This window comes from Acidobacteriota bacterium (assembly GCA_033549365.1).
GTDB lineage: Bacteria > Acidobacteriota > Aminicenantia > Aminicenantales > Saccharicenantaceae > JAWSUF01.
The window spans coordinates 1-584 of sequence record JAWSUF010000067.1; the positions used below are offsets into that span (position 1 = coordinate 1).

Annotated in this window: 1 rRNA gene; it reads right to left on the bottom strand. The window is 50.7% G+C overall.

The annotated features are described in order from the left end of the window. Positions 1-323 (bottom strand): 16S ribosomal RNA (locus tag SCM96_16075); the annotation flags it as partial. Positions 324-584: the final 261 nt, after the last annotated feature.

A 584-nucleotide genomic window follows, 5' to 3' on the forward strand; every position in this document is an offset into this window, starting at 1 on the left:
GCTGATCATCCTCTCAGACCAGCTACCCATCGTAGCCTTGGTAGGCCATTACCCTACCAACTAGCTAATGGGCCGCGGACTCATCCAATGACAGTAGGCCCGAAGGTCCCCACCTTTTCCCGCAAGCTCCGAAGAGCCCGTGGGCTTATCCGGTATTAGCACTCCTTTCGGAATGTTATCCCAGATCACCGGGTAGATTATCCACGTGTTACTCACCCGTGCGCCACTTTACTCAGGACCCGAAAGTCCCTTTCGCGTTCGACTTGCATGTGTTAAGCACGCCGCCAGCGTTCGTTCTGAGCCAGGATCAAACTCTCCAGTTGTTTAACTGTATAAGTTGATTCTGTTTTTTTGATTTGACTTCTTGTCCCGCAAATCAATCTCAAGCGTCTGCTATTTAGTTTTCAAAGACCGAACTTCCCTTGCCGCTCGTTTGCGACAGAAGGACAATCTAGCCAATCCCAACTCAACTGTCAAGATCTTTTGTTTTCTTTTTTTGCGCCTGCGCGCCTTGCCTTACTCAACCGCTGCCTACTTACCTGCCCGACTGGGCACCTTTCGGCAACGAGGGGTGTTTATAACCG